The sequence below is a fragment of the Natrinema sp. 1APR25-10V2 genome, assembly GCF_031626495.1.
In the GTDB taxonomy this organism is placed as follows: domain Archaea; phylum Halobacteriota; class Halobacteria; order Halobacteriales; family Natrialbaceae; genus Natrinema.
On record NZ_JAMQOJ010000010.1, the window covers coordinates 92,964 to 116,730 of the forward strand.

19 protein-coding genes and 4 pseudogenes are annotated in these 23,767 nt (G+C 52.8%); 14 read left to right on the plus strand and 9 right to left on the minus strand.

The window, feature by feature from the left end; all coding sequences use genetic code 11:
• Positions 1-24: 24 nt before the first annotated feature.
• Positions 25-1,143 carry an ArsR family transcriptional regulator gene (locus NDO75_RS25780; RefSeq protein WP_277525206.1) on the minus strand — a complete coding sequence of 373 codons (1,119 nt, stop codon included), beginning with the start codon at positions 1,141-1,143 and terminating at the stop codon, positions 25-27.
• A gap of 157 nt (positions 1,144-1,300) precedes the next feature.
• On the opposite strand from NDO75_RS25780, the gene NDO75_RS25785 reads away from it, so the two are divergent.
• Both NDO75_RS25785 and NDO75_RS25790 read left to right on the plus strand, forming a co-directional pair.
• Entirely contained in the window at positions 1,301-2,659 is a 1,359-nt protein-coding gene (locus NDO75_RS25785) for a cytochrome P450 (protein ID WP_277525204.1), read from the plus strand.
• A 168-nt stretch (positions 2,660-2,827) separates the two neighbouring features.
• Positions 2,828-3,372: pseudogene (locus NDO75_RS25790) on the plus strand (IS630 family transposase); the annotation flags it as partial.
• A gap of 849 nt (positions 3,373-4,221) precedes the next feature.
• Here NDO75_RS25790 and NDO75_RS25795 read toward each other — a convergent pair.
• Complete coding sequence (locus NDO75_RS25795; protein WP_277525202.1) at positions 4,222-5,181, minus strand: TFIIB-type zinc ribbon-containing protein; 960 nt, start codon at positions 5,179-5,181, stop codon at positions 4,222-4,224.
• A gap of 441 nt (positions 5,182-5,622) precedes the next feature.
• On the opposite strand from NDO75_RS25795, the gene NDO75_RS25800 reads away from it, so the two are divergent.
• A complete protein-coding gene (locus NDO75_RS25800; RefSeq protein WP_277525201.1) occupies positions 5,623-5,973 on the plus strand; it encodes a hypothetical protein in 351 nt (116 codons plus the stop codon).
• Between the two features lie 196 nt (positions 5,974-6,169).
• On the opposite strand, the gene NDO75_RS25805 is transcribed toward NDO75_RS25800, so the two are convergent.
• The 3 genes from NDO75_RS25805 to NDO75_RS25815 are packed head-to-tail and all read right to left on the minus strand — an operon-like array spanning position 6,170 to position 8,157.
• On the minus strand, positions 6,170-6,859 hold the full coding sequence (locus tag NDO75_RS25805) for a cytochrome c biogenesis protein CcdA (protein WP_310909423.1): 690 nt from the start codon (positions 6,857-6,859) through the stop codon (positions 6,170-6,172).
• 2 nt (positions 6,860-6,861) lie between these two features.
• Positions 6,862-7,428, minus strand: coding sequence for a TlpA disulfide reductase family protein (locus NDO75_RS25810; protein ID WP_310909424.1), 567 nt, complete (start codon positions 7,426-7,428; stop codon positions 6,862-6,864).
• Entirely contained in the window at positions 7,429-8,157 is a 729-nt protein-coding gene (locus NDO75_RS25815; protein ID WP_310909425.1) for an SCO family protein, read from the minus strand.
• 838 nt (positions 8,158-8,995) lie between these two features.
• Between NDO75_RS25815 and NDO75_RS25820 the strand changes: the two genes are divergently transcribed.
• Positions 8,996-10,333: a polysaccharide deacetylase family protein gene (locus tag NDO75_RS25820; RefSeq protein ID WP_310909426.1), complete on the plus strand. Its 1,338-nt coding sequence runs from the start codon at positions 8,996-8,998 to the stop codon at positions 10,331-10,333.
• Positions 10,334-10,409: 76 nt separating this feature from the next.
• Here NDO75_RS25820 and NDO75_RS25825 read toward each other — a convergent pair whose 3' ends face one another.
• A complete protein-coding gene (locus NDO75_RS25825; RefSeq protein ID WP_310909427.1) occupies positions 10,410-10,970 on the minus strand; it encodes a TATA-box-binding protein in 561 nt (186 codons plus the stop codon).
• Positions 10,971-11,101: 131 nt separating this feature from the next.
• Complete coding sequence (locus NDO75_RS27850; protein WP_345784929.1) at positions 11,102-11,302, minus strand: HalOD1 output domain-containing protein; 201 nt, start codon at positions 11,300-11,302, stop codon at positions 11,102-11,104.
• Positions 11,303-11,454: 152 nt separating this feature from the next.
• Here NDO75_RS27850 and NDO75_RS25830 point away from each other — a divergent pair, with 152 nt between their 5' ends.
• The gene (locus tag NDO75_RS25830) at positions 11,455-11,637 is read left to right on the plus strand and encodes a hypothetical protein (protein WP_310909428.1); all 183 of its coding nucleotides are present in this window, start codon (positions 11,455-11,457) and stop codon (positions 11,635-11,637) included.
• Positions 11,638-11,731: 94 nt separating this feature from the next.
• On the opposite strand, the pseudogene NDO75_RS25835 reads toward NDO75_RS25830, so the two are convergent.
• Positions 11,732-11,997: pseudogene (locus tag NDO75_RS25835) on the minus strand (hypothetical protein); the annotation flags it as partial.
• Between the two features lie 376 nt (positions 11,998-12,373).
• Between NDO75_RS25835 and NDO75_RS25840 the strand changes: the two are divergent.
• From NDO75_RS25840 to NDO75_RS25875, 7 genes and pseudogenes are all read left to right on the plus strand, one after another.
• Positions 12,374-13,105 carry a ZIP family metal transporter gene (locus NDO75_RS25840; protein ID WP_310909429.1) on the plus strand — a complete coding sequence of 244 codons (732 nt, stop codon included), beginning with the start codon at positions 12,374-12,376 and terminating at the stop codon, positions 13,103-13,105.
• Positions 13,106-13,361: 256 nt separating this feature from the next.
• A complete protein-coding gene (locus NDO75_RS25845; protein WP_310909430.1) occupies positions 13,362-13,571 on the plus strand; it encodes an MmgE/PrpD family protein in 210 nt (69 codons plus the stop codon).
• Positions 13,572-13,847: 276 nt separating this feature from the next.
• A pseudogene (locus tag NDO75_RS27855) lies at positions 13,848-14,541 on the plus strand (phosphosulfolactate synthase).
• A 111-nt stretch (positions 14,542-14,652) separates the two neighbouring features.
• Positions 14,653-15,330: an IS6 family transposase gene (locus NDO75_RS25860; RefSeq protein ID WP_310909432.1), complete on the plus strand. Its 678-nt coding sequence runs from the start codon at positions 14,653-14,655 to the stop codon at positions 15,328-15,330.
• Positions 15,331-16,269: 939 nt separating this feature from the next.
• Positions 16,270-16,803 carry a hypothetical protein gene (locus NDO75_RS25865; RefSeq protein WP_310909433.1) on the plus strand — a complete coding sequence of 178 codons (534 nt, stop codon included), beginning with the start codon at positions 16,270-16,272 and terminating at the stop codon, positions 16,801-16,803.
• 1,237 nt (positions 16,804-18,040) lie between these two features.
• Positions 18,041-19,324 carry a Dyp-type peroxidase domain-containing protein gene (locus NDO75_RS25870; protein ID WP_310909434.1) on the plus strand — a complete coding sequence of 428 codons (1,284 nt, stop codon included), beginning with the start codon at positions 18,041-18,043 and terminating at the stop codon, positions 19,322-19,324.
• A 77-nt stretch (positions 19,325-19,401) separates the two neighbouring features.
• Positions 19,402-20,394: an iron transporter gene (locus tag NDO75_RS25875; protein WP_310909435.1), complete on the plus strand. Its 993-nt coding sequence runs from the start codon at positions 19,402-19,404 to the stop codon at positions 20,392-20,394.
• 28 nt (positions 20,395-20,422) lie between these two features.
• On the opposite strand, the pseudogene NDO75_RS25880 reads toward NDO75_RS25875, so the two are convergent.
• Positions 20,423-21,542, minus strand: a pseudogene (locus NDO75_RS25880) (transposase).
• Positions 21,543-21,668: 126 nt separating this feature from the next.
• Here NDO75_RS25880 and NDO75_RS25885 point away from each other — a divergent pair.
• Both NDO75_RS25885 and NDO75_RS25890 read left to right on the plus strand, forming a co-directional pair.
• Positions 21,669-22,736 (plus strand): iron transporter, encoded by a 1,068-nt coding sequence (locus NDO75_RS25885; protein WP_310909436.1) that lies wholly within the window; start codon positions 21,669-21,671, stop codon positions 22,734-22,736.
• Between the two features lie 234 nt (positions 22,737-22,970).
• A complete protein-coding gene (locus NDO75_RS25890) occupies positions 22,971-23,726 on the plus strand; it encodes a hypothetical protein (RefSeq protein ID WP_310909437.1) in 756 nt (251 codons plus the stop codon).
• Positions 23,727-23,767: the final 41 nt, after the last annotated feature.

Genomic DNA, 23,767 nt, shown 5'->3' on the forward strand with positions numbered 1-23,767 from the left:
CGATAGACGGGCGTTTGATGAATTCTATACCGACTCTGGTTCCAGTTCGGAGGCAGGTCGAGCTTGCGCGCGATAGGACTCGTACAAGTTAATTCCCCATTCGACGAGTCGTTTGTTAGAACTGACAATCATCGCAATGTGCTTTCCACTACCGGATTCATTGTACGCTCCAATAGCGACCTTGCGAGTATCGTAGATTCCGATACCGAGCGTATGCGCACGATCGAGGACCAGGGGCTGGTAGTTGTTATACGTCGAGCTGTGGACCACATACTGGGTTTGAGGGTTTTCGGCGGCTTCAACATAGGTTGGCAAATCAAGGATAGCCTCGCATTCAATGCCAAGTTCAAGTAACCCTCGGTAGGCGTGGAACAGAACTGGATTAAAGATAGAGCAGAACCCTCGAAAGCGACTTGTTCGTCGGTCATAGAGCTTGAGAGCTGCCCAAAGTACTGAGGAGGGGTGAGTGGGGTCAGAAATGATTAACTCAGCGTCAGCCAGTTCTGAAATTGGAAAGGTCGCATCTTCTCTCGGGAGGCGCTGTAGCCATGGCGCTTTCTCTATGAGTTGCTTAACTGCCGTCGCTAAATCAACATAGGCATTCAGGGCTCGTGTTCCAGCAGATGTGATCTGCTGTTGTCCCCCGCCATCTTGGCTCCATCCATACTCTTCGAAGACCTTGAGGATACGCCCAATTGTGGGACGTGACGGGGAACTGCTTACTGCTGATTCTAGCTTACTCGGACGGTATGATTGTCCCTCAAGTGCTCTTAATACGCCAATTGGATGGACAGAGCGAGTCAGAAACGATAGCCCCTCAACCGAGACCGTCTGAAGACAGTTCTCGATAACATCCAGGAGTAAGAGACCACCAGCGGTTAGCTCAATCCCCGTGTTCTGATTCTTGATGAATCCACGATCTCGGAGAACCGCAAGATGATTAGAGGCGGCCTGTCGGGAGATATCAGCCTGTTGGGCAATATCAGTCTGTGCCACGGGGCTCGAGAAATCTCCCATAGCTCGTAAAACTTCCAGACGCGCCGAGTCGACTGTCTCATTGATAACGTTCCGGACAACGAGTTTTTCGCCTGTAAGGAGGTTCTTTGCTCGGCGTATATTTCCAGTCACAGTTGTATCCCCCATATTGAGTTTCCAATCTGTCTCTTTAATCTAATAGTTATTCAATTTTATTGGTTCTCGATATAACCAAGCTCAATATGGAATCCACACCACATAAATAACTACCAATTGAGCATGGATCTACAGTGGATTTATTTATGTTCTGTATGGATGAATTACTATGAATCCAAACGCTCGTCTCCCTCCCACGCCCTCAGGGCATCCAGTGATCGGTCATACGCTCGATTTTGCTCGAAGTCCGTTTGAGTTCGTTGACCGCGCGACGAACGAGTGTGGAGACCTCTATCGGATGGAACTTCCTAGCGTCGACGTTTACGTCTTAGCCCATCCGGAGTATTTCAAACAAGCGCTAGTGACTGACATCGACGCATTCGGAAAGACCGCGGACTTTCGGCGGGTGTTTGGCAATGGATTGCTATCGACAGAGGGAGAGCAATGGAGTCGCCAGCGAGGAATCCTCCAGCCATTATTTCATCGGGATCGAATCAGGGGGTATGGCGAGTATATGGTCGACGCTACGCAACGGCGACTCGCTACGTGGAAACCAGGCGAAACTCGAAATATAGAATCGGAGATGCAAGATCTCACAATAGAGATTCTCTTTGCAACACTCTTTGGCCGCGAATTACCTCCGGGGGAAGGCAACGATCTCCGTGCAGCATCGGAAGGACTCAACAAATGGTTCGCGCCGACGTCATGGCTCTTACCGAACTGGATTCCAACACCATCACGACGGGAGTTCGGCAACTCAGTAGAGCGTCTCCGAACGGAAGTTCGACAACTGCTTGCGGAGTACAGTGCAAACTCGGGACAAGCGGACAGTTCACAGTCGAACGACCTCCAGCAAGAGACGCTCTTATCGAAGCTCCACGAGGCACGCGAGGCAAGTGGCCAAGACCGTCTGAGAACGGAGGAAGTCGAAGACCAGATGCTCACAATGATCTTTGCTGGCTACGAGACCACCGCCGCGGCGCTCGGATTTGCTTGGTACTCGCTGGCGATGAATCCTGATATCCGGCAAGCGTTCCACGACGAACTCGATGCTGTTCTGGGGGATGAACCACCGACACCGGAAGACATTACAAACCTCAATCTCACAAACCGAATCGTCACTGAGACCCTCCGACTGTATCCCCCTATCCATACGATCCCCCGGGAGACGACTCGAGATGTCCAGGTCGATGGCTACCAGATCCCGGCCGACGAGGAAGTTCATCTGTCCATTATCTCGGCTCATCGTGATGAGCGGTTCTACGACGATCCACTCTCATTCCAGCCCGACCGGTGGACAGAAAAATTTGAAAAGGAACTCGCTGACCATGCGTTCATCCCATTCGGTGGTGGTCGCCGGACGTGTATCGGTCGGGAGTTTGCTCGTCTTGAGGCGATGCTCGTGTTAGCGACGATCGGCCAACAGTGGACCCTCGAGTGGGCTAGTGGAGATCCAACAATCACGATCGAACCGGAGATTACCACACAGACAAAGAACGGCCTCCCAATGCAGATTCGGCAACGGTAGGTGAAGACAGTCGTTTTTGGTCTACTCTGCGAGCGATCGAATCCCATCTGGCACTTGTCCCGCGTCGGTCCACGTCCCGTTCGCATCGCGGCTAATAAGTCGGCTTTCGTTCGTGCCCGCTATAGTAACCGTTAGAATTTTCCGCCGATAGCTTGTTACTTGTACGCAATAGACCATCTCGACAAAATTTCCGTCGAAGATCTCCAAGATGCCCTTGACAAGGTTGAGGGAAACGAGCCGACACAACGGTTGTTAGCGGCGATTGCATACAAGAACGGGGTGACGCAGACCGAACTTGCGGAGTGGCACGACACCGGTCGAAGAACGGTCTACAGCTGGCTCATTCGACTCGATACGGACGAACCGCTTGAGCAAACTGTCTCTGATGCCCATCGATCCGGAAGAAAAAGAAAACTCTCAGAACCACAGCAAGAAGAGTTCAAACAAACCGTTCACCAACCTCCTGAGGAAGTCGGGATCGACGCGCCGGCGTGGACACCGGCGCTCGTCTAGGAATTTTTATCAGGAGACCTATGGCGTCGAGTACTCCTATCCGAGTTGTCGGCGGTTGTTGAAAGAAGCAGGATTGAGCTATCAAAAATCACGCCGTTCAGCCGCCGAAGCCGGTGAATCAGATCAAGAAGAATTCCACGACGAACTCAAAAAAGCGATCGGAGATGGACGCCACAGTAGTCTGTATCGATCAGACCAAGAATTTCACTACGAGTGGTCGCAACCTGTGTAGCTTCAGCAATGAGACGATTACGAAGCATTGGTGAAAATGTTGTCCCAGACGGATTCGTGAGTGCGTCTGCAAAATCGGATGGGAACACGTTCGCAAGGCTTTCTTCGACCGTGTCTTCAGCATACGTAGTTTGCCAGTGATCAACGTCAAGCACAGTCTCGTGGTACACCGTATAGACTGTATTGAATGCCGACGGCTGGTCGGCATTCATTGGTCGGCTCGTAGATAAGCTACCGAGTGTGCCACTAGTAGAGATTTGCCGTTGAGACCAATGAGGCTCAATATCAGAGAGCCGCTCGGCAAATTCCTGAAACGCAGCGACCTCCGCGCGTAGTCTCTGTTGTTCACAAGCGACGGCTGCTTGTCCGGCGGGAAGTGGAGTGTCCTCAATGATGGTCATCTGGTTTCATCTAGTTCTCACGTGCTAACAGTGACGCTATGGGGCAGATCCACTTGCGAATGTCGCGGAAGAGAGCATAGCGGAATACTTCTGTTTCCGTACAGCAGCCTGCCGTCGATTGTCGACGGCCTCCTTCACAGGACAGATAGTGTGAATAGAGTTCACACTGTATCAGGCCATCAAGGTCGGAGCTGTAAGGCTGAGTAGGATGAGAAGTGGGATACCGAGATATACTGACACGATAATCGGCTGTGGCGCTTACGTTACTGTGAGCCCGCTGAGGTGGACCTGCACCGGAAGGTGGAAGATCTCTGCAAGCGTCGCGGCCTTCACGACAACCGGCCGCTCTCGGGGACCGATCCACGTGACTCCACCTGTTGCAAAAATCAGTACGCCAGCGATCATCGTTATCCATTGTCAATCCTGCTCAGCGAATACGTCAAGTATTTCTGTATAATGATTTCGAATTGTGACACAACTCACATGGGCGGCATCGCTCACTTCATCTTGTGTAATCTGCTCATTCGATAGTCGAGCAGCTGCATAAAGCGCTGCAGCGGCGATACTTGCTGGACTCTGTCCGCTGTGTATGGCTTCTGCTTTCGCCGTCTCAACTAATTCCCGTGTAAGTTGTTCAGCTTCCCCACTCACATCAAGTGCCGAAGCAAACTGCGAAACATACTGGAGTGGATCGGCTGGTTCAAGTTGTAAGCCGAGCTCTTGGGACAGATAACGATATGCCCGCTGTATACGTACCTTTTTGACGCGGCTCACTGTCTCGAACTCAACCAGTGTACGTGGCGTTCCATGTTGGCGAGCAGCGGCATACAAGCTAGCTGTTGACATTCCTTCAATCGATCGGCCTGGTAATAATTCGTGTTCAACGGCTCGCCGATAGATAACACCAGCAGTTTCTCGACAGGATTTTGGAATCCCAAGTGCTGATGCCATTCGATCAATCTCACCAAAGGCATGCTTGAGATTACGCTCCTGTGCATTCTTCGTAGCGAACCGCTTATCCCAGGTTCGAAGACGTTGAATCTGTTTTCGTTTTTCCGAAGAGAGGTGATTTCCGTGCGTATCTTTGTCGCGCCAACCAATCATCGTACTGAGACCATTATCGTGTCTAAGTTCGGTTGTCGGTGCCCCAACTCGACTACGCTCTACACGCTCTCTATCGCCAAACGCTCGCCACTCAGGGCCACGATCAATCATATTCTCATCAACGACAAGCCCGCATTCACTACACGTTGTCTCACCATGTTCAACATCGCTGGTAATCTGTCCATCACATTCTGGACATACTATACTTGACTCAGTTGATTCTGTTTGGTCTGATGTCTCATGAGATCTAACCGTGGTGTGTATATTATACATTATTTGAGATGATTATAGTTATCTGGTTGTATCCTGGCAGTGGCTGTCTAGCAAGTAGCATTAGACCAAATATGAGTATAGGGGGGATTCCCACTGTTTAGGAATAATCCAATTTACCAAGGATTATCAGTTCCAAATAGCTAATTTGAGAAACTCAATTGACGTGTAATTTGAGCCCCACACCGGAACATGTTTATTCGTCTGTTCTTGCATTCTTCTACGCAGGAATGTCAAACAGAATAGATTGTATTATATATATATATAAACTATCATAACGACTTTCGACCATTCTAAAGAGGCAGGAAGGCTAGATAAAGAGAATGCTTTTATATTCACTATTTATATATAGATAGTATCCTATTGTTATATAACAAATTTTTCCTGAAGGCTTTACACCGAAGTACATAGATAGCCTTCTAACCAAATACGGATCACATCTGTATGCTCGCTTTAAGTTCACTCAGTAGTGGATGGCTAGATCCACAGCTAGCGCCAGTTCTCATCGCGATAATCATCCTCGCTGTTATCGGGACAATCCTTCTATTCGGTGTAGGCCTTATATCATATCTGAGGCGACGAACGGCCCGCTATCTCTTGATTACAGTTGCGCTTGGAATGCTCGTTGCCCGCTCTATAGTTGGGCTCGGTACTGTTTTTGGACTGGTACCGATGACCGTCCACCATCTTGTTGAACACAGCTTCGACTTTCTGATCGCTATTATTGTACTCTACGCCGTATACCGAAGCGGGCCAACAACTAACCTTCACCCTTTCAAAATTAACAGGGAATAAGTATGTGAAACTCGACATCTCCTGAGCAAAAAGTTTCACTTTTGAACATTTCTGTGACTGTTGAGCCTAAATTGATGATATAGCAGTTGAAGATCACGCTACTCGTGGGACTAACGTGAATGCGATCTTTGATCTCCATCTCAACACGACACGAAAAACGATACACAGATTGCGCCGCCACTTATTAAACGAAATTTTAGAACGGGGGCAATGAGACCAGGTCGAAGACGACAATGGCGAGATATAGCTGGCCAAGGCCAGCGATAATCATCACTGCACCCGCAATCCGCTTGAGCAGCCCAGAGTAGGCAGCGAATCGACCGGCGCTGGCGACGAGGCCCATCCCTGTCACGACGGTCAACGAGACCATCAGGACGACGACGCTGCTAACGTAGATCCCGAGGAGGATCACCGCATCAGTCGTTGACAGCGAGAGCGCGCGGGTGACGATGCTGATGAACAGCGGCGCGACACAGCCGGCCGAGGCAAGCGCATAGCCGCCACCAAAGATGGCAAAACCGAGTACACTTGAGCGCCGCTTCGGGAGTGGGACTGAAAGCGACGGGGCACGATCGATGAGAATCAATATGCCGAACCCGATCAGGAGGAGCCCGGCTATGCCTTCGAACCACTTGACTGACGACAGCGTTGACTGACCCACCCAGAAGGTCGCTCCAAGCAGGGCCGTAAAGGTAACGAGGACGCCAAGCCCAGCGAGCAAGCCACGGCTTAGCGCACCACTGAGAGATGCCCGCTCGCCGTCGGTCTGGCTCACGTAATAGCCGACATAACCAGGCAGTAGCGGATACGCACACGGGGAGAAAAACGTCGCGATACCAGTCGACAGCGCGAACACGACTGAGGTAGTAAGCGTCGCGTCGACCATCGTTATTCTCCCTCGGCCCCGTCGCTCTTGAGTGCTCGTTCAATGCCGTCAACGAACTCGCTTGGGGATTTTCTCCCACTTGCCGACCACTGTACGCGCCCGGAGGCGTCAATTGCGACGGCATAGGGGATGCCGGTGATGGAGTACTGGGCGCTCAGTTCTGCGGTCGGATCGATCCCGAGCGTCCAGTTTCCGTTGTGGTTTTTCCACCAGTCGACGACCTCCGCTTTCGTCACCGAGCGCCCGACCGCCTCGTTTGTGACTGATATGAACAGCACGTCGTCACCAAGCCGATCATGGGCCTCAATGAGCGCGGGCATTTGCTCCGAACAAGGGTCACACCATGTCGCGAAGAAGTCGACGAACGTCGGTTGGTTGGTTGCCGGTACACGAACCTTGCCGGCCTCGCTACCAGGTGCCTCGATTGTCTCGACTGTGAGGGGATCGACCGGCTCGCGTTCATCGTCGGATTCGTCGTTGACCGATGGCAGGCCGTAGATTGCCACCGCTCCCGCACCGCTGATGACGCCCAGACTGCCGATCCCAGCGAGGACGTCACGCCGGCGCATCTACTCTGACACCACTGTTTCGACATCACCAACGACCGTCGACGGGTCGATGGAGCTGCCCTTCGGATACGCTCGTTCGACGATTCCACGCTCATTGGCTAGCAAGATCAGGGCGAAGTGAGGAAATACGTACTCAAGGTCGTCGTACTCTTCGGCATCAGTCTTCTTGAGGGGAAGGCCAATATCCTCGGTCATAATCTTCTTTGCACTGTCGTAGGTCTCCGGTCTGAGGAAGTGCCAGTTTTCGGCCTCGGCATCGACACCCTGCTCATTGGCAAACGTCCGCAGTTTTGATTCGGTGTCACGCTCAGGGTCGAATGTCATCTCAAGGAGTGCGACATCGTCGCTGAAGCCCTCTTCGGCAGCGACTTCCTGAGTACGGCGCAATCGTAGTGTCAGCGCCGGACACACCCCGTCAGGGCAGTTTGTATAGACGAACGTCATCAACACGGCCCGTTCGCCCTCGAACTGCTCGGTTGAGATCGTTTCGCCAGCCAAGGGATCAGGAAGACTGAGCGCAGGCAGTTCGTCGCCGTAACTCGGATGTGATGCCTCGCTCAGGTCCCTCTCTGGCGGCTTAAGGACGGTATCGGAGTTGCCTCTGCCTCCGCTTCCGTTTTCGCTTCCGTTTCCGTTCCCGTTATCGCTGCCAAACGTTCCTCCAAGGCAACCAGCAATACTAGTGAGTCCCGTGATTCCGGCTGTGCCGAGATATGTCCGTCGATCCATATCTCACCTGTAGAACCAACGGATCAAATGGTCGTTGGTTCACTTCACGAAAGCGCAGTGTCACAGAAGTGTTTATCTGCAGTATTTTCAGGATCGAATCATCTAATCAGTAGACGTGCTCACATAATACGGATAAATAAATATACTTGTCATTTTGTGGCTCTCGCGAGATAGTGGCGACGGACTCTATATCCGACTATTCTTGGTCGTCATTTCTTCGGCGTTGATAGTGATTGTCTCGTCCTATCGGTCGAAGTCGTTTCGCCACGTGTTGTAGCCGGTAACCTTTGTCGCCTCGGGATACTGGAGTTTGAGGAAGAGTGTATTTCGATGCGGGGTAGTTATGGAAGTGGCTTTGGACCTCGAGCACTCTTTAAATTGGCCACTCGAGACCGCTTTATCGACCTCGTCAACAAGGTCGTCAATCCGTTTTCGATCATGTTATACATCTTGTTGTACCGGGCCTTTGAATCATCGAAGATTCCAGGGTAGCGCTGCTCATAGTCATTTTTGAGTACTGCTTCCCGAGTCGAATCCGAGAAGGGCTCCACCCTTTAGGAGTCTCAAAAAATACGCCAGTAATCAAGACTTGAAAAATTACTAGTTTATGAAATATTATACATCATATTATCATATTTTAGGTTCTATATTTTACTAGTAGGTGTTGAGAGCCCTTCGGAAACAAGTCCTAAAATGCTCAATCTGAGAATGTTTATAGAGGTGGTAATATTCGGATCTGCAGCGGTATAGGCTATATATGCATCCTTAAGCTTATACGGCAGATTCCATTTAACACACGTATATTCACAATCCTTAGTCTATAAAATGGGTATCACCGATGACGAACCAACAGAATACTCGTCGCCAGTTTCTTGCAGCATCTAGCGTAACTGCATTTGCCGCGATGGCTGGCTGCATGGACCGGGTGAACTCTGCGATTTCGAATGTCGACGGCAACGGAGGCGACAGTTCGCCGAACGGAAATGAATCTAATTCCGGTAACGACATAGACGAGATCGAATCGCCAGAACTCACGGTCGAGACGGAGTACAACAGCCGCGAAAAGTTCAAACAACCCGGCAAGCAACTTGATGACTTCGAGAACCTCGAGCCATGGGAGGTCATTCGGGGATCCGGTGAAGCCGATCAAAACATTACCTTTGACGGCTCTCAAAGCATCCGACTCTCCGCCCAAAATAGCCAGAATATCACCCTCTCACGCCAGATTGAGGAGACTGATATGAGTGACCTCGATGTCTCGATGGCCGTGCGTACCTCAACGCCGTCGAATATTGCTATCGATATCCGACTCGTTGATATCTACGGCGGTTACGCTCACCATCAACTTCGATCTGTTACTTACGGAGACTCCGATGTCGACTGGTTCCGGACCTGTCCTGGCGTCTTCGAGCAAAGTTCGGTGCCTCTTGAACGGGAAGTTGTTGAGGAAATCCAGATTATCATTTACAATACTGGTGATGCAGAGGTATGGGTTGACGATCTACGTACTCACAAGAAACCCGACAATGGATACGTCATTCTCAGCTGGGACGACGGCACTCCTGACTTCTATGAGCGAGCAAGTCCGCTGCATGATGAGTACGATGTAAATGCCGTTCAAGCGGCCGTCCGACAATGGACGCGTAATCAGCGTGAGGGGGTCATGACAACCGCACAACTCAAGGAGCGGCAAGAGGCCGGCGATCAGATCGTCGCTCACGGGACTCATACGCGGCTCGCGGAGATGGAGGAGAATGATCTTGAGAACGCGCTACGGCGAGATAAGAACTGGGCTGTTCAAAATGAACTCGAGGGTGGTCATTTCCTTGTCTATCCCCACAACAGCTTCGACAAGACTGTCCATGATATCGCGTCTAACTACTATTATGCGGGCGGGTTCAACCAGTCTGGTAACGTCAACCTCACTGGTGTCCACGGATTTGATCCGCTAGCGTTGCCGCGAACAATCGGCAGTAATCTCGATATCGCAACACGATGTATCGACCTTGCTGCCGAACACCGACAGTGTACGATCTTGAACTTCCATGAGTTCGGAATTACTAATACAATTGACGAAAGTGAGTATGAGAAACTACTTCAGCACATTAATGATACCGACGATGTTAAAGTCATCAATTATGATGACCTCTGGAAAATGCGCCGTGCAGGCCACTGACCCATACTCAATACTTCACCTGTACTGACCGCGAGTTTCAGAAGTTCTTCTAGATAAACTATGCTACTATTTATTGTTACCCGAGCAAGCCGAGATCCGTGAGTCGCGCTTCAACAGCCTCCGTTGTCTGTATGATATCCTCGATTCTTTTTGCTCCAGTGATCACGGCTTTTCCACTCCCGAAGAGCAACGCAACAGCCGACGGTTCCTCGAGTCGATACACCTGACCAGGGAATTGTTCTGGTTCGTACTCGACGCTTTCGAGGCCAAGCCCGATTGCGATTGCGTTGAGGTTAAGCTGATGTCCGAAGTCAACACTGCCGACGATGTTTTGAATCTCAATCGTAACCGATTCCGTGACTGCGATTCCGAGCTCTCGCAGTGCAGCGAAAACGATGGTCAGCGACTCGTGAACAGCTTCTTCACTATTGGCCCCGGTAGAGACAATTTTCCCCGACCGGAAAATGAGGGCAGCGGCGTTCGGATCTTGAGTCCGATACACAAGTCCAGGGAATTGCTCGGGATCGTATTTCACACTATCTAGATCCTCTCCTAACTGTTCGAGATTGAGTTCCTGGTCGATCCCCGTCGACGCAACCACGTTCTCAATCTCAATCGTCTCCGTGGACCCGGTCATGGTACAACGTATTTTCTACTGGACTGATATCAAACCAATACTTTTAGCTCATAACGAAGCTCAGACCCTTGCTATAGTACATTCTGGACGTAAAGATCATTCTTCGACGCAGACCCGCTCTGAATCGACGATCACAGAATAGTCTTGATATTTAAAACAACACAAGTATCAAACCTATTTTTGACGAGTTTGTCAAGGGCTTTCGGGTTAATAGTCTTGTATAATGGTTCAAGAGCTAAGACCGGTGTGTTGCTGTATGCGGCTATAGCGTTGATGACTACTTGGCTTGGACAATCGCTTGCATCGATTTGACGTGTATTCATTGTTTGCATATGTATTCGAGTTTGCCGAGCACCGCTTCAATTCGGGGTAAACCAGCGACCGTGTTAAGAATTGCGGACAGGTCAATCATACAATTACTTATGTACATTTTACGAAATATGTCTGAAAAGCTGTATCTGTACATCCTTCTCATTTTAAGTCAATGGCGAAGAAGACGGTGAAGGTGCGTGGTCGAGAAGGGACAGCAACGATGGACATCTCTATTCCAGCGGCTATTACTCGAGAGTATGATGTGGAACGTGGCGATGTCTTTTCTGTTGAGACAGAGACTGATGTTAAGGATCGTTTGATTCTGCAATACACGAGAGTCTATGATGGCAAGTGAACTGTCCCAGCCCACTCGCCCTCTGAGGAAGGGGAATTCTCGCCTGTTCTCTGTAAAGAAGTGGTCTTCTTAGGGCTATTGCGGCGTACACCTAAGGCCAGTCGCCGTTACTCTTGACAGCAGTCTCATCAATGGTGACCCGCGATGGCTTTGCCGTACTCAGAATCCGTTGTTTTTGATGAGCTGCACGAGAGCAGCGCTCTTGTGAACGTCGGCGGGTCTGAGACGCTGTCAGCCGATGTACCCAGTGCCAGATTGTCTAATGAGTGCATTTCACGCCGATCAAGCGAAGAATTGCTTGTGTTTCTCGAAGCGAACAACCGATCGCGTGAAGACGGACGACGAACACTCTGACGCAATCGCCGTCCGCTCGCGCTCCCAATAATCATCTTATTCCGCCGAATAGCACTCGCTGAGCGGATCTACGGGCCACATGGCCAAACGCGCACTACGACCTTCTCGCTTCTCAAACTGGCCTAACTAGACACTGCCCTGAAGACCATTACACCAGGATACACGAGATAACTGCCGTCTAACGGGAGTACTTGCCAGCGCTTGAAGCCATGTTCACGTGATCGCCAGTAAATGAGGGCCGCATACAGTGCTGCATCAGCGCGACAAACGCCAGGTTCACCCAGAAGAGGTGAAAATTGCGTGCGACACTGACTCCGGAATGTAATCACCAGTGGCATAACGGTTTTCCAGCCACCCGCCGAATATCGAGGAGATTGCTACCGTGGCCACAACCTATCTGACGGCACTGCTCTTGAGTTCGCTGCCCGCCCTCGGGAATACCTTCGGCGGCCTCGTCGCCGAGCGGTTTGAAATTTCAGAAAAGGCCCTCAGCCTCGCACTACACCTCGCAGCCGGAATCGTTCTCGCAGTCGTCGGCATTGAACTCATTCCGACGGCCATCGAAGCAGACCCGCCATGGCTCGTCCTAATTGTGTTCCTAGCTGGGGGCGTCTTCTCAATCGGTCTCGACCGAGTCACAGATCTGATAGCCAGCCGGACAGGTGGAGAAGCCAATGCCGGTGCGTGGGGAATCTACGCTGGCGTCGCCGTTGACCTCTTCAGTGATGGTGTGATGATCGGTGCCGGCTCGACGATCAGTCTCAGCCTCGGACTCCTGCTCGCACTCGGGCAGGTTCCCGCCGACGTCCCGGAGGGGTTCGCGACGATTGCCACCTTCAAAGCGAAAGGAATCCCGCGTCGAACCCGAGTATTGTTGTCCCTGTCGTTTGCACTCCCGATCTTCCTCGGCGTCACGGTCGGCTACTGGCTCGTCCGTGGACGACCGGAGATTCTCAAACTCGGCCTCCTCGCGTTTACGGCTGGAATCCTGCTGTCGGTGGCCGTTGAGGAAATCATTCCGGAGTCCCACAAGGGAGATGAAGCACGACTGGCTGCCGTCGCCCTCGTTGGTGGCTTCGCCCTCTTCACACTTATTTCGGTCTATCTGGGATAGCGTTATTCCTCTTTAGATACCGTCCTTCCGAGGGCAGAAGAACCAGTGGAAGATTCAGCGGATGATGGTCACACCTTGCCATGAATTGCTGGCCTCTCGGATATCCACCAATCTGATGCGATCTATAGGTCGCTTTAGACGGATGTCCCAAGTAAGAGAGAATGAGACGTCACGAACTTCGTTTGCCAGCCACTACCCAGTGTCAGGATATGCTCCGGGCAAAGAGAACTTCCCCCACGCGGCCGTACCTCCACGCATGACAACGACTGAGGAACTGGCCAAGTTCGTTCAGGACGTGACTATCGACGGGTTCTCGGCGGACACGCGAGAGGAACTAAAAATGCGGGTGCTCGATTCAGCCGGCATCGGGATCGACGCGCTCGGCCACGAACCGGTGGACATCGTCCACCGGACGGTCCAGCGTGCAAACCCAGGTACCGACTGTACGCTGTGGGGGCACGGCTAGACCGCGTCACCGGTCGGCGCCGCAATGTACAACACGGCGGGCACCAGATTCGACGAGGACCGCCGTGACGATGTCGTCGTAACGATCAGGGATTTTGAGTCGCATACCGTCGACTACCTTGTCAACCTGCTTGCGTAGGGCGTTGCACGACTCGTTGAACAGGACTTGTCAGACTGTTCGCGTCGCTAGGTCTTTGGGAGGTGACGGCCCTCAAGATCCGATTGAGCTGGCCATTGCCCCACTTAAGGACACGGAGACCAAATCTACTACCGCATTATGGTCGATCGCACCTTCGAGTTCTTGCACCACAACGAACGCGAGGAGAAGCCATGAGAGAAAGGAATCTCGGAGATCCGGGGTCCGTACTACGACCTGATGGGGCCATGCGAGCTACAGGACATCCTGGAGACGATGGGGCAGTACGTGGACATCTACAAGTTCAGTGGCGGGTCGTTTGCGCTGATGCTAGAGGAGGCCGAACGGCTCGGGTTCGACATCGTCGAGCTATCGAGTGGATTCCTCGCTATCGGAACCGACGACATGGTGCGGATGACGGAGATTGTCGCCGAGGACTGCGAATCGACCCGAAGCCGGAGATCAACGTTCAGTTCGGGGCTGGCGGCGCTACCGATCTGATCCTCGAGGAGCAGGGCTAGCAGGATTCTGAGCAGGCCATCGAGGAGGGCCGTCGCCACCTAGAGGCGGGCGCGACCTCCTGATGGTCGAAGCCGAAGGTATCACCGAGGAGGTCACCGGGTGGCGAACCGACGTCGCCTACCAGATCGCGAATGAACTTGGGATCGAGAACCTCGTGTTTGAGGCGCCGGGACCAAAGATGTTCGAGTAGTACATCAAGAACTTCGGGCCCGAGATTAACCTGTTCGTAGATAATTCCCAGATCTTCGAACTGGAGTGCATGTGGTCCGGCCTCTGGGGGAAGGCGACTACCTGGGGTCGCACCGTCACCTAGAAGGGCGACCGCGAGTAGCTGAGCTACAGGTTAAGAGTCATTGAGTTGCTGGGCACTGTCTAGTTGAGTCAGTTTGAGAAGTGAGCAGGTCGTTGAGTTTCTTGTCCAAAGATGCTCGCAGACCTGCTCAGTAAGAGCTATGCGGCGGATTTAGAAGAATCTTGGGAGAATGAGCGGACGGCGACGCCCGTCAGGGCGTTCGCCGTCCGTCTCCACGAAACAGGTTGTTCTCTTCGAGAGACAACAACGATTTTAGCTGAATTAGGCGTTGAACGCTCACATGGAGCGGTCTGGAATTGGGTACATCGGCTGGCTGACAGCGGGTGCGACCCGCCGACGGCGAAGCCGTCAAGGGTCGCGGTTGACGAGACCGCTGTCAAAATCAACGGCGAGTGGTCTTGGCTATATGCTGCAATAGACACCGAGACGAAGCTGATTCTCGATGTCGCGTTGTTTGGTCGGCATGGCACCGATCCGGCAGCTGCGTTTCTGCATCGACTCGACGAGAAATACGATCTCTCCGACACCGTATTTCTCGTTGATCAGTTCGGGTACCGGACTGCCCTTGCTCGGTTAGGATTGAGCGGTCGGGTCAACTACACCGAGCGAAACCTCATCGAAAAGTGGTTTCACACCCTCAAAATGCGGATCGACCGCTTCCACAACTCGTGGGTGGGCAGTCGGTCGAGCGCACGCGAATGGTTTGAACAATTCATGCACTACTACAACCGCCAGAGACCGCATCAAGCTCTCGACGGAAAGACGCCGATCGAGGAGGTGCAGAACTAGACAGTGCCAGTTGCTGGATAGGTTCCGTGTCTCGGAGCTTTCTTCTTTCGAAGATTAAGCCGAGCAGCGGCGAACACTACTGGGTCTCGTATAACTCGTTCCGTAGCCCTCTCTAATGAAGTAAATCTCCATTGTTCAGTGGGGGATAGTTTTCAAATAGGCCTCCTGAGTAGTTCTTCAAGCGAAATTGATTAGGATGGGAAGTAATTAGTCACGCTCAAACGAACTGCCACGTTCGAGAGCCAGTTCGAATTAATGGCGCCGCTTGAGGTCGAGATTGCCACATGAACGAGGATAATCATCCGGTTGCGATCGATGAGACAAGCGACCAACTAGGGTGGAAGGCCATGACGCCCACGGCCACAAGTTTATTCTCTGCCCTGCCACGGTCGAATGGGTTGTGGACCACTCGCCGATCGATGCCGTTTGCGTCACATTCGCGGCGGCACACTCCAACGCCGACTGGACCGATGAGCATCTTCCCGCCCTCGAGCCGGTCAGTGATCGCCTTATCCTCTCAACGGTGACATGATGGAGAGTACTGAAAGTCATCACGGTTGATCCGTTCTGGCTCATAGTAGACGTTTCCCATCTCCGGGTCAAGGAGCCTATATCAATGATCTCGATGTGGCATCTATCGAGATCCTCTTGCTCAGCCAGTTCGATGACACCTTCAACGGAAGACTGGGCGTACGTCTCCGCAACGTACGCTTGGTCATAACATCGTCGACTTTTGTGCAACCGGGGCTAGGGTCGACCTTGAACTTGCCATTGATCACCTGTTTCTAGCCCTTCCGTCCTTCAAAGAGGTTCAGGGTCCTCCACCCCGTATTGGCCATTTAGTATCTTCGCGACACCGCATCTGTACTCTTATCTGGACTTGACTTCTCTGCAAGAGACGGGTGTTCTATTATCCTTCTTGACTACAAAGTAGAATTGATGACACAAGATCAGAAGGTTTCCCGACGGCGGCTGTTCAAGTTAGCAGGTGTCGCGACATCGACGGCGCTCGTCGCCGGTTGTGGTGGCGGCGGTAATGGCGGTGGTAATGGCGGTGGTAATGGTGGCGGTGGCAGCGACGGTTACGAAATTGAACCCGGAACGCAACTTGATTTTAGCGGTCAAACGAGTTACTGGGAAGGTCTTGCCCCATCCTCAATCGAGGGCGAGCAGAATCCGACGCTTATCCTTCAGGAGGGTGAGGATTATACGATCGGCTGGTCGGAAGGCGATGGTGCCGCCCACAACATGCAGATTCGGAACAGTAACGACGAAGTCATCGATGACCTCACGACGGGTGAACCGGTCTCAGACCCCGGTGACGGACTATTCTTCGATTTCACGGCTAGCAGTGAGATGGTCAGATACCGCTGTGAACCACACCCCCAAATGGAAGGGGACCTCCAGATCCAAGGTGGTGGCAGCGGTGGCAACGAAACTGGCGGTAACCAGAGTAACGAAACCAGCGAGTGAAGTCCTTTGACGGTCGAGCATCTCCCGATATTAAAACTGAGAATTGTCAGTGAACGAGTTCGTCGTATTGCTCAACGTGCCCAAGTATATCTGAATAGTAGTTGCAGATCAGGGCCAGTCCAGGAAGATCAGTCTTTTCGTGATGGAGTACCCATGCGACCATTCTATTCCACAATTTTAACCTAACGTAAACTCGGTAATCAATCAGCATTAACTCTCCTCTGAGAATGGTGTTCGTCACCGTCCGGCCGTGTACCAAGTTTCCGGAACGCTGAGCTCCAGTCGTGGCCCATCAGACACAACGGACAGGGAGATCTCCCGCAGATGGATCTCCACCGCAAGGATCGCTCATAGCCTAGAAGCAGGCTGTATACCCAAATATCACCTCTGATGGTGGTCACCGTGATTAAAAGGAAGATCGTTCTCACGCTGAAAGCGGTGATGTGCGGCAATTGTCTTATATCAGAATCAGTCTTCTAGCTATTGCCACAAACTTCTTAACATCTGATCTAACAGTTTAATTCAGACCTGCTATAGTAATCGCCAGAAATGTCTACTCATACCTCTCGTCAGGTCTTCGAGAAACAACGAGACACGCCAATCTTCATCAGGTAGCACTACAAAGACTTCCAGATTCTACTATAGCTAACCTTCGACAGCGGCGGGGCCGGGGTAGATTATGATGGCAGAGACGGTGGTGGCGGTGATCCCCGTCAAACCCCGGCAGAGATACGGACATCTTTAACTGCAATATTTATAGTGCCTACAACAGCATGGCCTATTTCCGTAGTACCAACCAAGATGTTCTAGGCACGAACGAGACGGATCCTTCCTACGAAGGATCATTAGTGACCCACTTGTGGATAAGTTCCACTGCTATATTGACGCTTCTGGTGACCGCACTCACCAGCCTCTTCATGGCATGGATCATCGGTGCTGGTACAAGTAGATTGATACCCTTTGCTCCGGCACTGGTGACGGCGTCACCGCTTGCAAGATGGGGGTACGTTCTTGTGTGGATCTCTCACTCGTCGGTTCTATGGCGTCACATAGGGTTCACCGTGATTGACGCCATGCTGCTCTGAATAGTGCCAAACATTAGATGGTATTCATATGGTTGATAGTGAGTTTCTATCTAGACGAGGATTATGACGTGATAAGGTACGGGTCTCTGCATTATCGGACTTTCGAAAACTGCACCAAAAGCACTATCCTGCGGAGACTCCAACGACCGCCCATGACTGGCAAGAGGGGCATTCCCCGTAGGGACTTCTTAAAATCAGCCGTCGCTATCGGTGGAATGGCGGCCTTTAGTGCCTGTCTTGAACGCGAAGATATAAATGTCCCGACCGGCCCAGCTGACCTATCGTCGTTCCCTCAGCGACAGCATGCTTGGAACGATGAACTTGAGACGGACGATGCAGGGAATCCGCTTGCACCTCGGCACCGCGTTTTACTCTTCCTTGACTACACGAAGGAGGGAGTCCCGACGGAATCGGACCGTAGTGCCATGGAAGAGGCATTACAGGGTCTCGAACATGCCTACCAGCGGAGCAACAACGGCCTGCTGGTCACGGTCAGTTACTCTCCTACCTACTTCGACCGGTTCGACCAGGAACTTCCCGAGACCGTCGACCTGCCGGACCCCGAAGCACTCGCCCCGTTTGAGGACCCCAAATTCGACACGCCGGACGTGGTCGCCCATTTGGCCAGCGACTACGCACAGGTCGTGCTCGGTGCCGAAGAAGCACTCCGTGGAAACAAAAAAACCCTGAACGACGTCGACCAGCCCTCGACGCCGCTGACTGACATCTTCGAGGTTGCCGACCGCCGGACCGGGTTCGTCGGGGCGGGACTTCCCACAAAGAATCAAGATGTAAACGGCATCCCCGATTCCAAGCCCGTCTCCGATGACGCGCCGCTATATATGGGCTTCAAGTCTGGCTTCAAGGGGAACCAAGCGAGCGAGAACCAGGTGACGATTCAGGAAGGTCCATTTGCTGACGGGACGACGCAGCACCTTTCGAATCTCTCGCTAAACCTGAACCAGTGGTACGAGCAAGATAGTCGAGACCAACGTGTCTCCAAGATGTTCTGTCCATTCCACGCCAAGAACGACGCCGTTGACGGCACGGGCGCGAATCTTGGGACCGATTCGGGGATGGACGAGTGCCCAGACGCCCGAGAAGCTGCTCGGACCAAAGGCGTCGTCGGACACTCCCAGAAGATAGTGAGCGTCCGTGAGGATGACAGCCCGCTCATCATCCGCCGCGACTTCAACTCAACTGACGGCGGGGAGGCAGGCCTGCATTTCATTGCACTCCAGCAGACTATCAGTGACTTCGTCGACACGCGAGAGGCAATGAACGGAACTGATCTTGCTAAACAGTCGGCGGTTGGCCAACACAACAACAATGGAATTCTCCAGTACATCGAGGTAAACCGCCGAGGAAACTACCTGGTCCCGCCACGCCGACACCGTGCACTTCCTATCGCCCGTCCAGCGGACAGCGGGAGCTGATGCGTCGTCGAAGGTTCCTCGCAACGGCTGGCGTCCTCGGTGCTGGCTCGTTCGCCGGCTGTACCGGACTATTTGAGATGGGATCGACTCCGGCCAATGAGCCACCACTTCCGGAGAATCGTCCGAACGCTGTCTATTATCCTACACATGTCGAGGGGATGCAGGTGTCCGGGATGGCCAAACAGGGAGACCTCACATGCGCCCTCACGTACTCCTTCCCCCACCGCTTCTGGCTTGTCACCGGGCAAGAGAAGAAGAAGGTCGAAATACAATCTGATGACTCGGTGTACATGATGCCGGTCGTTTGGAATCGGAACACGACGATCGTGCCACCCGATATGAACCCTCAAATAACAATCACACAAAATGGCGAGCAGGTTACCCAGCTCTCGCCATGGCCAATGCTCTCGCAACCGATGAGCCTCCATTTTGGCGACAATGTACAACTTCCGGGCGATGGTACATATCAGGCAAAAGTTCGCGTGGGGAGTCCCTCAACGAACCGGACGGGTGCCCTCGCAGAGGTCGATAACAAGCCAACAACGTTCTCGTTCGAATTCGAGTTCAGCCAGGAGAAGCTCAACGAGGTTATATATGAGGATATTCCCTCGGAAAAAGAGGGCACGAAAGGGGCAATTTCGCCGATGGATGTGGAGATGGGTCCCACAAAACAGGTTCCGAAGAAGGAATCACTTCCAGGTATCATCCGCGGGGCACCGACGAGCGGTGATGCGACGTTCATCGTGACGACTCTTGATGATGCATCCCGGTTTGGTGGCACGGATAGCGAGACATACTTGGTAGTATCGCCACGGACTCCCTACAATCGGTATATGCTTCCACTCATGTCTCTCTCGGGGAGGTTAGAAAGGGACGGCACATCCATCTTTGATGGCATCCTTCAGGCAACGATTGATCCTGAACTAGACTACCATTATGGCGCAATCGTGTCGGACGTGCAGTCGAGTGACGAACTGACAATTACGGTTGATGCTCCGCCACAGATTGCTCGGCACGAGGGCTACGAGATGGCGTTCATAGAGATGCCGGAGATGACTCTCACGGTCTAATTGCTTTTGAGATGTAAACAACCCCACCCTACCACTCGCCTGACGGCTCGCGCTTGAGGGTGGGGCTTCCTACTTCCAAGACGCGCTTTGCAGGAACCGAATGGGTCCCCGTAGGGAGCGCAGTCTCCACAAGCGTTGATTCGGAGCGTCCCCGCTCCTACCTGCTTGATACCGCGAGAAAGAATGTTCCAGTCCGCGTTTCAATCCCTGTCCGCAGTGAGGCCGCAGGAGGGACAGGAGTGTTCACGGACCCACAGTGGTTTGTCGGTCGAAACGCCACAGGCCGCACACTCTTTGGTCGTTCCAGCCGGGTCAACAGCGACAAAGTGCGTCCCTTCGCGTTTACACTTGTACTCGAGCATCCGAAGGAGCGTTCCCCGCGCCGCTCCGGCACGGTTCCAGGAGTTTCCGTCAAGTTCGACCAGCCCTTTCGCGTCGAGATCTTCGACTGCGACAAGGTCGTACTCTCGAGCGTAGTAGTTCGAGAGTTTGTGGAAGAAGTCTCGCCGCTTTCGCTTCAGGTCGGCGTGATACTCGGCCACGCGACGGCGCTGTTTCTCGTAGTTGTTTGAGCCGTGCTCTTTGCGCGAGAGTTTTCGTTGCTCACGCTCGAGGCGATCGCATTCGTCCGAGAGGTCGACCGACCCGATTGCGTGGCCGTCGATATCGTGTGACTACTTTAGGATACCCACGTCGATGCCGACGACGTCCTTCGGGTTCCCGGGTTTCTCTGGCGGGTCGTCGGGCGTTTCGACACCGAGAACAGCGACCCACTCGACCGTTGGTTCCTTTTTCACCGTTACCTGTTTGATCGTGGCGTCGTCGGGTAGCTCTCGGGGGAAGTGAACGGGTATTTCTCCGATCTTTGAAAGCCGTAGGACGGTCTGACCACTCGTGTTCTTGAGCTCGAAGTCAGACTGTCGGTACGTGAACGATCGGTACTCGTCCGGCGCTTTCAACTTGAGCAGGCCAACCGCACGACCATTATCCTTTGCGTCTTTGAGTCATGAGAGGTTGTTGTACAACCGTTCGACGACGTTCTGTAGCGTTCGGGAATACAGGTCGGTGAGGTCGCTCCGTATTCCCTCCCTGCTCGCGCCTTCGGCGCTCGCTGAGGAAGGGGTCTTAGCGCCTCAATTCAGGAAAATAAATTACCGTGGCTGAGTTGTATTGGGCCTCGGAGCCAACGTTCACGGGAACACTGCGTATTCGGATGTGAGTGATTCTATACGAGAACCAGAAGGGGTATTCATGCCGCAACGATAGTAGTAAACATGGAGCGACGGGATATGATTCGGTCGGGGATCGGTTTAGCCGGTGGTACTTTGCTTAGTGGCTGTTTACGATCACTCGGTTTCGAGAAGGAGTCCGCGTGGCGGGACCCACCGCTCGTATCAGACCGCCCGAATGCAGTCTATTATCCGGCGGTCATCGAAGAGATGGATATGTACGGAAAATCTACGGCCGACGGTCTTACCGTTACTTTGATGTACTCTTTCCCACATCGATTCTGGACGGTAACTGGACAGGACAAGAACAAGGTCGTCGTGGGTGAGGATGATTCCCTTCATCTGATGGTCTCTGTCTGGGATACAGAGACCAAAACGGTTCTACCGATGAATATCGCACTCGAGATTAGTAACGATGACGGGATGGTGACGCAGCTTTCGCCTTGGCCGATGCACTCACCGTCGATGGGATTCCACTACGGGGATAACGTTAGTCTCCCCGGTGAAGATACGTATACTGCCACCCTTCGTGTTGGCCCTCTGCAGACTCGTCGAACGGGTGCATTTGAGGGACAATTCAGTGATGTTACGACGGCTACGATTGATTTCCAATTCGATACTAGAAACACTTATTATAATATAGAGATACGAAAAGTCGATGGGAAGGCTGGCGAACGGGGGAGTGTCGAACTAGCAATGGAAAATATGCCGGCTGGAAGAGCGCCACCAAAGTCGGAATTACCAGGGCAAATGATTGGTGAAACGATGTCCGGCGATGCGACGTTCATCACGACTCGTCTCGATGACGCATCCCGATTTGGAGAGGGAACCTACCTCGCTATCTCACCACGGACACCGTATAACCGCATCATTTTGCCGTTGATGTCGCTATCAGCTATGGTGACACGAGATGGAACAACCGTGTTCGACAACATCCTTCAGGAAACCCTCGACCCGGAACTTGGGCATCACTATGGTGCGAACATGGAAAATCTAAATCTGAAGCCAGGAGACACGATAAAAATCATGGTCGATGCGCCGCCACAGACCGCGCGTCACGATGGCTATGAAACAGCGTTCTTCGAGATGCCATCGATGGAGGTCAGTATATAATCAGTTGTCCGTCAGCCATCGACTCCGCTCTCAAGACGGAATAGTTGACGCCCTGTATGTTGGAGATACAGCTTTACGGGGATGAACCACGGCCTCGCGATGATAGCAGGTATCCTAACATTCACCACTCAGGTGTCAGCGCCTGTAAAAATAGACTATATCGTATCGGCCGCTCCTCTCATCTAAGCCAGGCAACATCGAACGGTCTTTACATGGTGAATCACGAGTTCGACTATGGACAAGGATGCCGTCAACATCACTGGGGACGGAATTGCGGTCAACGAGGAGACACTCCAGTGGCGATGGGACGCCAGCACCTCACGGACCGTTCGACTCCTGTGGGTATTCGGCGTCGGCACCTTCTTCGCCGCGATTAGCATCGTCGTTTGTTGGCGACTGTATAGGATGGCCAGTGAAGCCGCCGGCGGAGCCGGCCGGGCCATCGTCATCGGCCTCATTATTGCGCTTGCCGCGACTATTCTCGCCCTATTCGCCTCCAGTCATACTGGACGGCACCTCGAGCGGATTACTCGGCGGCTCCCCGTCGACGTACCCGCTGAAACAAGTTTGGACCGGGCGATGGACGCTGCTGTCGGTGTAGTCCTGATGGGGACAATTATTGGTGTGCTGATGGGCATTGGTCGATACGTCTCGCAGAACGAACTACTGGCCGTCGGTGCCGGCCCCTTTACCGGCCTGGCCGCGCTGTTGCTCCCGTTCGCGCTCGTCGCGCTCGTCCTCGCTTCGTTCCTGCAGTCCGTCGGTGCACTTGCCCTCGAAGAACAGTCGATTTACCTATATGAACCGGAACAGGTGATTGATCTCGAGGCAATCGAAGCCGTTTCGATCCGACTGTTCAGGGGCGTCGCTGTAGTGAAACTCAGCTATGCCCAGCCAGACGGTCAGTACATCCAGGGGCCACGGCGGATCGTTGTTCCGCCGGAGGTCGCCCAGGAACTACAGCCACTTATTGAACACCGCACAGTTTGACATCCTCCCGCGCCTGAAGACGCGGGAATCCCACGGTACTG